This window comes from Inquilinus sp., assembly GCF_039594555.1.
In the GTDB taxonomy this organism is placed as follows: Bacteria; Pseudomonadota; Alphaproteobacteria; order DSM-16000; family Inquilinaceae; genus Inquilinus.
On record NZ_JBCNNF010000267.1, the window covers coordinates 1 to 9,671 of the forward strand.

At 69.7% G+C, this 9,671-nt stretch carries 11 protein-coding genes; 5 read left to right on the forward strand and 6 right to left on the reverse strand.

Annotated elements, in window-relative coordinates:
* On the forward strand, positions 1 to 1,328 hold a 1,328-nt coding region (locus ABDW35_RS24480), incomplete at its 5' end, for a deoxyribodipyrimidine photo-lyase (protein WP_343716480.1).
* Here the strand turns inward: ABDW35_RS24480 and ABDW35_RS24485 are convergent.
* From ABDW35_RS24485 to ABDW35_RS24500, 4 genes are read right to left on the reverse strand one after another with little or no spacing between them, the layout of a single operon-like run.
* The gene (locus ABDW35_RS24485) at positions 1,325 to 2,017 is read right to left on the reverse strand and encodes a DNA replication protein (protein ID WP_343716481.1); all 693 of its coding nucleotides are present in this window, start codon (positions 2,015 to 2,017) and stop codon (positions 1,325 to 1,327) included. The genes ABDW35_RS24480 and ABDW35_RS24485 overlap by 4 nt on opposite strands.
* Positions 2,014 to 3,108, reverse strand: coding sequence for an AI-2E family transporter (locus tag ABDW35_RS24490; protein ID WP_343716482.1), 1,095 nt, complete (start codon positions 3,106 to 3,108; stop codon positions 2,014 to 2,016). Before ABDW35_RS24490 ends, ABDW35_RS24485 begins: the two co-directional genes overlap by 4 nt.
* Positions 3,105 to 3,671, reverse strand: a complete 567-nt coding sequence (locus tag ABDW35_RS24495; RefSeq protein ID WP_343716483.1) for a CDP-alcohol phosphatidyltransferase family protein — start codon at positions 3,669 to 3,671, stop codon at positions 3,105 to 3,107. The genes ABDW35_RS24490 and ABDW35_RS24495 overlap by 4 nt, the downstream gene beginning before the upstream one ends.
* Positions 3,672 to 3,708: 37 nt before the next feature.
* Positions 3,709 to 4,446, reverse strand: coding sequence for a hypothetical protein (locus ABDW35_RS24500; RefSeq protein WP_343716484.1), 738 nt, complete (start codon positions 4,444 to 4,446; stop codon positions 3,709 to 3,711).
* A gap of 86 nt (positions 4,447 to 4,532) precedes the next feature.
* Here ABDW35_RS24500 and purM point away from each other — a divergent pair, with 86 nt between their 5' ends.
* The 3 genes from purM to ABDW35_RS24515 all read left to right on the forward strand — a co-directional run bounded on the left by purM (position 4,533) and on the right by ABDW35_RS24515 (position 6,518).
* A complete protein-coding gene (gene purM, locus ABDW35_RS24505) occupies positions 4,533 to 5,615 on the forward strand; it encodes a phosphoribosylformylglycinamidine cyclo-ligase (protein WP_343716485.1) in 1,083 nt (360 codons plus the stop codon).
* The gene (gene purN, locus ABDW35_RS24510) at positions 5,603 to 6,250 is read left to right on the forward strand and encodes a phosphoribosylglycinamide formyltransferase (protein WP_343716486.1); all 648 of its coding nucleotides are present in this window, start codon (positions 5,603 to 5,605) and stop codon (positions 6,248 to 6,250) included. Before purM ends, purN begins: the two co-directional genes overlap by 13 nt.
* Before the next feature lie 124 nt (positions 6,251 to 6,374).
* Entirely contained in the window at positions 6,375 to 6,518 is a 144-nt protein-coding gene (locus ABDW35_RS24515; RefSeq protein ID WP_342237329.1) for an aa3-type cytochrome c oxidase subunit IV, read from the forward strand.
* A gap of 111 nt (positions 6,519 to 6,629) precedes the next feature.
* Here ABDW35_RS24515 and ndk read toward each other — a convergent pair whose 3' ends face one another.
* Positions 6,630 to 7,049: a nucleoside-diphosphate kinase gene (gene ndk, locus ABDW35_RS24520; RefSeq protein ID WP_034834707.1), complete on the reverse strand. Its 420-nt coding sequence runs from the start codon at positions 7,047 to 7,049 to the stop codon at positions 6,630 to 6,632.
* 118 nt (positions 7,050 to 7,167) lie between these two features.
* Between ndk and ABDW35_RS24525 the strand changes: the two genes are divergently transcribed.
* Positions 7,168 to 9,051 carry an ABC-F family ATP-binding cassette domain-containing protein gene (locus ABDW35_RS24525; protein ID WP_343716487.1) on the forward strand — a complete coding sequence of 628 codons (1,884 nt, stop codon included), beginning with the start codon at positions 7,168 to 7,170 and terminating at the stop codon, positions 9,049 to 9,051.
* A 180-nt stretch (positions 9,052 to 9,231) separates the two neighbouring features.
* On the opposite strand, the gene ABDW35_RS24530 is transcribed toward ABDW35_RS24525, so the two are convergent.
* Positions 9,232 to 9,671: molybdopterin cofactor-binding domain-containing protein (locus ABDW35_RS24530; protein WP_343716488.1), on the reverse strand; the 440-nt coding region annotated here is incomplete at its 5' end.

The following is a 9,671-nucleotide window of genomic DNA, read 5'->3' on the forward strand; positions in this document are numbered from 1 at the left end:
CCGACGGCGAGGGCGATTGGCCGCCGGGTGGCGCGAGTCGCTGGTGGCTGCACCATTCGCTCGCCGCGCTGGCTGAGTCGCTGGCGGAGCGCGGCAGCCGGCTGATCCTGAGACAGGGCCCAACGACGAAGGTGCTGGCCGAACTGATCGAGGAGACCGGCGCTACAGCAGTGCTGTGGAATCGCCGTTACGAGCCGGCATCGATCGAACGCGACACGGCCATCAAGCACGATCTCACGCAGCGCGGCATCGGCGCCGAGAGCGGCAACGCGGCGCTGCTGTTCGAACCCTGGGAGATCCGCACCAAATCGGATACGCCGTTCAAGGTGTTCACGCCGTTCTGGCGCGCCTGCGTGGAGCGAGGCGGCATCGCCGCGCCGCATGCCGCCCCAAAGGAGATCCCGGCGCCCAGGCGCTGGCCACGCGGCGACGACCTGGCGGATTGGGCACTGCGGCCGACCACGCCCGACTGGGCCGGCGGGCTGCGCGAGACCTGGATTCCCGGCGAGGCCGGGGCCCGCAAGCGCCTGTCAGCCTTCCTGCGCCACGGCCTCGCCGACTACGAGGCCAGGCGCGACCGGCCGGACGTCGACGGCAGCTCGGCCCTGTCGCCGCATCTGCATTGGGGCGAGATCGGGCCGCGCCGGGTCTGGCAGGCGGTCGAGCATGCCGCCGCCGAGACGCCGAGGCTGCGCCGCGCCGCCGAGGCCTATCAGCGCGAGCTGGGCTGGCGCGAATTCGCGGCCCATCTGCTGGCCGCGCGGCCGGATCTGCCCACCGAGCCGCTCGACACTCGCTTCGCGGACTACCCCTGGGAGAAGGACCGGAACGCGCTGTGGGCGTGGCAGCAGGGCCGCACCGGCTATCCGATCGTCGATGCCGGGATGCGGCAGCTCTGGCGGACCGGGTGGATGCACAACCGCGTCCGCATGATCGCCGCGTCCTTCCTGATCAAGGACCTGCGCATCGACTGGCGCGAGGGCGAGGCCTGGTTCTGGGACACGTTGGTCGACGCCGATCTGGCGAACAACGCCTTCAACTGGCAATGGGTGGCCGGCTGCGGCGCCGACGCCGCGCCCTATTTCCGCATCTTCAACCCGGTGCTGCAGGGCGAGAAGTTCGACCCGGACGGCGCCTATGTCCGCCGCTTCGTGCCGGAGCTGGCCGGGCTGCCGCCGAAATGGATCCACAAGCCCTGGCAGGCGCCGGCCGCCGTGCTGGACAAGGCCGGCATCGCGCTGGGCAGGACCTATCCGCGGCCGATCGTCGACCATGGCGACGCCCGACGCCTGGCCCTCGCCGCCTTCGAGGCGCTGCCGAGATCCTAGCCCTGTCCCGCCAGGATCCCCCGCACCAGCGGCAGGGTGATCGAGCGGCCCTGGGCCAGGCTGGCGGTGTCGATCTCGGCCACCAGCCGCCGCGCTTCGGCGAAGCTGCGCTCCATCCGCGCCAGCATCGCCTGCACGATCTCGGGCCCCACCGCCAGCTGGCGGTCGGCGAACAGCTTGGCCAGCACCTGGGCCAACAGCACGTCGTCCGGCTCGCCAAGGCCCACCGCCGGCGCCGCCTTCAGCCGCGACGCCAGATCCGGCAGCGCCACCGGCCAGCGCGCCGGCGGTTCGCGCGCCGCCAGCAGCAGGAAGCCGCCGGCCTCCTTCAGCAGGTTGTGCAGGTGGAACAGCGCCCGCTCCGCCGCCGCGTCGCCGGCCACCCGGTCGGCATCGTCCAGCGCCACGGCCCCGGTGGCGGCGAGCTCGGCCGGATCGGCCGTCGTCATCGCACTGCCGGGCAGGACTTGGGCCCCGGTGCGCTGCGCCCAGATGCCGAGCAGATGGCTCTTCCCCGCCCCCGGCGCGCCATGCAGGGCGAGGGCCGGCCCCGGCCAGTCCGGCCAGCGCCCGATCCAGCCCGCGGCTTCGCGGTTGCTGTCGGCGACGATGAAATCCTCCGGCCCCAAAGCTGGAGGCAGCGACAGGTCGAAGACGAACTGGGCCACCGGGTTGGCAATCCTGCTCATGAAACCGTCGGAAGATCCGTGTCCGGCGGGTCGGCGGGCGGCTGCCGGTACAGCGCGCTCTGGCGATAGCGGTGCAGGGCGAAGCGGGTCAGCACGCCGATCACCGCCGCCATCGGTACCGCCAGCATCACCCCGGTGAAGCCAAACAGGCTGCCAGCGGCGAGCAGCGCGAAGATCACCCAGACCGGATGCAGGCCGACGGATTCGCCGACCAGCTTCGGGGTGACGAAGTTGCCCTCCAGGAATTGGCCGAGCAGAAAGATGCCCAGCACCAGCGCCCACATCGTCCAGTCGTCATACTGCACCAGGGCGATGCCGACCGAGCTGACCAGCCCGACCAGCGAGCCGACATAGGGGATGATCGATAGGATGCCGGTCATCAGCCCGACCAGCAGGCCGAAATTCAGCCCTACGATGGTCAGGGCGATGGCGTAGAACAGCCCCAGCAGCAGGCAGACGATCAGCTGGCCGCGGATGAAGCGGGACAGGGTGTGATTGACCTCGCGCCCCAAGCCGCGGACGGTCTCGCGCTGCGCCACCGGCAGGTTCTGGTCGATCACCCCGATCATGTGGTCCCAGTCGCGCAGCATGTAGAACGCGACCACGGGGGTGATGAAGACCAGCGACAGCAGGTCGATCAGCGCCATGCCGCCCTGCCACAGGCTGCCGATCACCGTGCCGATCCAGGACACGGCGCTGCCGGCATACTGGCTGACCGCCTTCTGGATCTCGTTGAAGTTCGCCGCCGAGACGCGATGGCGCAGCTCCTGGATCAGCGGCTGCAGCCGCGTCGCAGCCCGGCCAACATAATCGGGCACGGCCGAGAGCAGGCCGGTTACCTGATTCAGGAGGATCGGCAGGATGATCAGGGCCACCAGCACGGCGACCAGCACGAACAGCAGCAGCAGCACCGTCGTCGCCAGCCAGCGCGCCATGCCGATCGCCTGCAGCCGCCGGGCCACCGGGTCGAGCAGATAGGCGATGATCATGCCGGTGACGAAGGGCGCCAGCACGCCGCTGAGCAGCCAGACCAGCAGACAGAAGACGACGAAGCCGATCAGCCAGAAGCGGATTTGGACGGAGCCGTTCACGCGTGCGCCCCCACCGGCCCGAAGAAGCGGCGGATGGTCTCGCGCAGATAGCCGATCGCCGACAGGATCGTGGTCGCGGCCACCACCCAGACCAGTAGCGCGATAGCGCCGCGGGCGTCGACATGCAGGCCGGGGGCCGCCATCACCAGCCCCACCAGCGCCACCTGCATCACGGTATTAAGCTTGCTGATCAGCGATGGGGTCAGCGAGCGCGTGCCGCGGCCGGCGACGTGCAGCACCACCACGCCCAGCACCAGGCCGATGTCACGCGCCACCACCAGCACCACCAGCCAGACCGGCAGGGCGGCCATCCAGCTCAGCGCCAGATAGGTCCCGACCACCAGCAGCTTGTCTGCGATCGGGTCGAGATAGCTGCCCAGCGCCGTGCGCGCCTCCAGCCGGCGGGCCAGGATGCCGTCGATCGCATCCGTCAGTGCCGCCACCACGAACATCCAGAAGGCGGTGACCAGGCGGCCGTCCAGGATCAGCCAGATGGTGACCGGGGCCAGGACAAGCCGGGCCAGGCTGAGCAGGTTGGGCAGGGATCGGACCAGAAGGCGCAAGTAGCCTGACCTCGGAAAAGTCGTCACGCCGGCGCCGTCACCCGCCGGTTCGGTGCAGCTCGAGCGCCTGGGCGCCCTGCTGCACGGTCAGCCCCTGCTGCGACAGGATCTGGTTGAGCTGGGTCTGGTCGCCGGGGAAATGCAGCTCCAGCACCGCCTGCCTGGAGGTCAGGCTGACCAGGGATGAGGTGACCACGCCGCCGAGGCGGGTCAGACGGCCCTGAACGTCGTACCAGTCGGCCGGCGCCGCGATCGGCACGGTGACGGTGACCGAGCCCCGCGCCGCGAAGCCGGGCGCGGCGCCAGGCTGCTGCGGGGTCCCCGGCAGCGTTCCCGGCGCCGTGCCGGGCGGAAGTGTGGCGGTGACCGGCGGGGCGGCGGAGGCGCCCGACAGCAGCTGCTGCACGCCGGAGCTGCGGAAGGTGTAGGCCAGGGTGGCGGCATAGTGGCCGGGCGAGGCCTGCTCCGACTTCACCTGGAAGCTCTGCACCAGCCGCTCGACATCCCCGTCGGACATGCGGGAGGCGCGGGCCGGGTCGGCGCCGATCTGCTGCAGCAGCTGCTGCAGCGCCTTGCGCGGGCCCTGGGCGAAGGCCTTGGTGCGGGCCTCGGTGGCGTTCGCCGCCGTCGCCTCGACCGCGACGTTGTCGACCGAGTAGCCGGAGGCGCTGCCCGCAATCGGCGCGCCGCCTGTGGTCTGGGCACGCACCGGCACCAGCCCGGCGCAGAGAAGCGCGGCCGCCAGAGCCAGGGTCGATCCGATGCGAAGCATCATTGCAATGCCTTCCGGTTTCGCTATGGTCCGCGCGCATCCGCACGGATAATCCGCCTTTATATAGCACCCCTCTCTGCGAGGTCATCATGTGCCCGCCGGTCGACCCCAAGGACAGCTCCGACGCCTATGCCCGGGCCGGTGTGAACATCGCCGAGGGCGAGGCCTTCGTCGGCGACATCAAGCCCCTGGCCGAGAGCACGCGCCGCAAGGGCATGATGGAAGGGCTGGGCGGCTTCGGCGCGCTGTTCGACCCGAAGGCCGCCGGCTTCCGCGACCCGATCCTGGTCGCCGCGACCGACGGCGTCGGCACCAAGCTGAAGGTGGCGATCGAGACCGGCCGGCACGATACGGTGGGCATCGACCTCGTCGCCATGTGCGTCAACGACCTGGTGGTGCAGGGCGCCGAGCCGCTGTTCTTCCTCGACTATTTCGCGTCCGGCAGGCTCGACCGCTCGGTCGGCGTCGGCGTGCTGCGCGGCATCACCGAGGGCTGCCGCCAGGCCGGCTGCGCCCTGATCGGCGGCGAGACGGCGGAGATGCCGGGCATGTACGCCGCCGGCGACTACGACCTGGCCGGCTTCGCCGTCGGCGCGGTCGAGCGCGAAGAGGCCCTGACCGGCCGCGACGTGCGCGACGGCGACGTGGTGCTGGGCCTGGCCTCGACCGGCGTGCATTCCAACGGCTACTCGCTGGTCCGCCGCACCGTTGCCGATGCCGGGCTGAGCTGGGACGAGCCGGCGCCCTTCGCCAACGACAGATCGGTCGGCGAGGCCTTCCTGACCCCGACCCGGATCTATGTGAAGAGCACGCTGGCGGCCATCCGTGCCGGCGGCGTCCATGCCCTGGCGCATATCACCGGCGGCGGGCTGACCGAGAACATTCCCCGGGTGCTGCCGGACGGGCTGGGCGTCGCCCTCGACGCCGGATCCTGGCCCCTGCCACCGGTGTTCCGCTGGCTGAAGGCCCGGGGCGGCCTCAACGCCGCCGAACTGGCCCGGACCTACAACTGCGGCATCGGCATGGTGGTCATCGTGGACCCCGCCCAGGCCGAGGCGGTGTCGGCCATCCTGGCCGGCCAGGGCGAGACGGTTCACCGGATCGGTCGGGTCGTCGCCGACGCCTCCCATTCGGTGGCGATCGCGGGCACGGGGGCGGCATGGGCCGTCTGAGGGTTGGAGTACTGATCTCCGGCCGGGGCAGCAACATGGCGGCCCTGGCCGAAGCCTGCGCCGCGCCGGACTTCCCCGCCGAGATCGCGCTGGTGCTGTCCGACATCCCCGGCGCCGGCGGTCTGGCCGTCGCCGAAGGACGGGGCATCGCCACCGCCACGGTCGACCGCAAGGCCTATCCGAACAAGGCCGCCTTCGAGGCGGCGATGGACGAGGCGCTGCGCGCCGCCGGGGTCGAACTGGTCTGCCTGGCCGGCTTCATGCGGGTGCTGAGCGCCGATTTCGTCGGAAGCTGGCAGGACCGCATCCTCAACATCCATCCGTCGCTGCTGCCGGCCTTCCCCGGGCTGCACACCCATGAGCGGGCGCTGGCCGCCGGGGTCAAGCTGGCCGGCTGCACCGTGCATATCGTGCGTCCGGTGGTCGATGACGGGCCGATCCTGGTCCAGGCCGCGGTGCCGGTGCTGGACGGCGACGACGCCGCCAGCCTGGCCGCGCGGATCCTGGTGGAGGAGCATCGCTGCTATCCGATGGCCCTGCGCTGGGTGGCCGAAGGACGGGTCCGGATCGTGAACGGGCGGGTCCAGATCGACGGCGCGGCGGCGGCTGCAGACACGATCCGCAACCCATTGTGATAATTGTCACAAAGCCCAACTCGACGCTGCGACAATTAAACCCTATTTCACTGGACAAGGTCGGGGGCCACCCGTAAATGGTCCTCGATCGCAAACATACGAAAGCGTGACGAGGATGGGCGCGATGGCCAGCGAAGGCACGAATCAGGTTCCCGATGAACTGCTGGCTTCGCGCAAGCAGATGTATGCCAGCTTCGTGCGCTTCAGCACCTGGGGCATCGTCGCCGTCGCCATCCTGCTGATCGGCATGGCGTTGTTCCTGCTCTGATTTTCGCCATCGGCACGAAAAAGGCCGGTCCCGACGGACCGGCCTTTTTTGTTGCCCGGGGCTGCCCCCGGCCGTCCCTGCCGCAGCAAGGACGGCCGAACGCGCGTCGGATCAGCCGACGATCTCGGTGCCCGCGAAGAAGAAGGCGATCTCGATCGCCGCGTTCTCCAGCGAATCGGAGCCGTGGACCGAGTTCGCCTCGATCGATTCCGCGAACTCCTTGCGGATGGTGCCCTCGGCGGCGTTGGCCGGGTTGGTGGCGCCCATGATCTCGCGGTTGCGGGCCACGGCGTTGTCGCCCTCGAGGACCTGGACCACCACCGGGCCCGAGGTCATGAAGGTGCAGAGGTCGTTGAAGAACGGCCGCTCCTTGTGCACGCCGTAGAAGGCCTCGGCCTGGGCGCGGCTCAGCTGGACCCGCTTCTGCGCGACGATGCGCAGGCCGGCCTCCTCGAACTTGGCGTTGATCTTGCCGGTCAGGTTGCGGCGGGTGGCGTCCGGCTTGATGATGGAGAAGGTGCGCTCGGCCATTGGATCCTCGGTGTTCAGGCGTTGGCGGATCGGAATTGCGCGGCCTTATAGACGGGCCGCCCCGTTCCGGCAACCGGACTGCGCGAATCTGGTCGGGTCGTGCTATGACCGCGCCGCCATGCTTCAGATCCAGGACATCACCATCCGCATCGCCGGCCGCGTGCTGCTCGACTCCGCTTCGGTGTCGGTCGCGGCCGGACACAAGGCGGGCCTCGTCGGCCACAACGGCACCGGCAAGTCGACACTGCTGCGCGCGATCCGCAAGGAGATCGCGCTCGACGGCGGCCAGATCAGCTATCCCGGGCGGTGGCGGATGGCCAGCGTCGCCCAGGACGCGCCGGAAGGGTCGGCCAGCCTGCTCGACACCGTGCTGGCCGCCGATGTCGAACGCGCCAGCCTGCTGGAGGAGGCGGAGACCGCCGAGGATCCGAACCGGATCGGCGAGATCCACACCCGTCTGGCCGATATCGACGCCCACACCGCGCCAGCGCGGGCCGCAACCATCCTGGCCGGCCTGGGCTTCGACACGGAGGCCCAAGCCCGGCCGGTCGGCGACCTGTCGGGCGGCATGCGGATGCGCGTGGCCCTGGCGGCGACGCTGTTCCTGCAGCCCGACCTGCTGCTGCTGGACGAGCCCACCAACCACCTCGACCTCGAGGCGACGCTGTGGCTCGAGACCTGGCTGAAGAGCTATCCGCACACCATCCTGATGGTCAGCCACGACCGCGACCTGCTGAACCGCGTCGTCGACACCACCATCCATCTCGAGAACGGCAAGCTGACCGCCTATAGCGGCGGCTACGACCAGTTCGAGCAGACCCGCCGCATGCGGCTGGAGCATCTGGCGGCGCTGCAGAAGCGCCAGATCGCCCAGCGCGCCCACATGCAGAGTTTCATCGACCGGTTCAAGGCCAAGGCCACCAAGGCCCGCCAGGCGCAGAGCCGGGTGAAGGCGCTGGAGAAGATGGAGCCGATCGTGGCGCTGGTCGAGGACCAGTCGATCAGCTTCGACTTCCCGAAGCCGGAGGAGCTGGCGCCGCCGATCCTGGTGCTGGACAAGGTGACCGTCGGCTACGACGAGCGGCCGGTGCTGAAGAACCTCGACATGCGGATCGACATGGACGACCGCATCGCGCTCTTGGGCGCCAACGGCAACGGCAAGTCGACGCTGGTCAAGCTGTTCGCCGGCCGGCTGGAGCCGATGGCCGGGCAGCTGCGCAAGTCCGGCAAGCTCAAGGTCGGGTACTTCGCCCAGCACCAGGCGGAGGAGCTGGATTTGTCTCTGAACGCCATCGCCCAGGCACGCCGGGTGATGCCGAATTCGACCGACGAGAAGATCCGCGCCCATCTCGGCCGCTTCGGCTTCGTCCAGCGCCGGTCGGAGACGCGGATCGGCGACATGTCGGGCGGCGAGAAGGCGCGGCTGCTGCTGGCCCTGATGGCGCGCGAGGCGCCGCAGCTGCTGCTGCTGGACGAGCCGACCAACCATCTCGATGTCGACAGCCGCCAGGCGCTGGTGCAGGCGCTGAATGAGTATGACGGTGCCGTGGTGCTGATCACCCACGACCCGCATTTGATCGAGCTGACCGCCGACCGGCTTCTGCTGGTGAAGGACGGGGCCGTCAGCCCCTTCGAGGGCGATCTCGACGACTACCGCCGCCTGCTGGCCGAGCAGCGCCGGCAGGAGCGCGCCGGGCGCCAGGCGGACAAGCTGAGCCAGGCCGACCGCAAGGAGCAGCGCCGCGCCGCTGCCGAGGCCCGGGCCCAGCTGGCGCCGCTGCGTCTGGCGATCCGCGATATCGAGAAGCGGATCCAGGGGCTGGAGCGCGAGAAGAAGGCGATCGAGGCGAAGCTGGCCGACACCGCGCTCTACAACAATCCAGCGGCCGCGACCGAGCAGCAGATCGCGCTGCACGAGGTGCAAAGCAAACTGGACGCCGCCGAGGAAGCCTGGCTCGAGGCCAACGGCAAGCTGGAGGAAGCGCAGGCGCTGGCGGGCTGAGGCTCAGCCCGCAGGCTCGCCCGCCTTTTCATTGTCATCCTCGGGCTTGACCCGAGGATCCAGGGGCTTTCAAGAGCCGTTCTCGATGGCCCCTGGATTGCCGGGTCAAGCCCGGCAATGACAGAAAATGGAGACAGAGCGGGAGAACACTCCCTTCATACGGGAGTGTTCTCCCTCCTTTTACTGCAGTGCCTTCCACACCGTCGCCGGGGTCAGCGGCATCTGCAGACGGTTGGCGGCCGCGCCATGACCAGCGCGCGCCAAAGCATCGGCTACCGCATTCACCACCGCCGGCGTGGCGCCGATGGTGCCGAGTTCGCCCACGCCCTTCACGCCGAGCGGGTTGTTCAGGCAGGGCGTCGATTCATCCAGCACATGCACGAAGTCTCGGATGATGTCCGCCCGCGGCACGCCGTAATCCATCAGCGTGGCGGTCATCACCTGCCCGGTCTCCGGGTCGTAGACCATCCGCTCGCCCAGCGCCTGGCCGATGCCCTGGACCGCGCCGCCGTCGAGCTGGCCGCGCACGATCATCGGGTTGACCACGCGGCCGACATCGTTGGCCGAGACATAGGAGACGATGTCGACCGTGCCGGTCTCCGGGTCCAGCTCGACCTCGC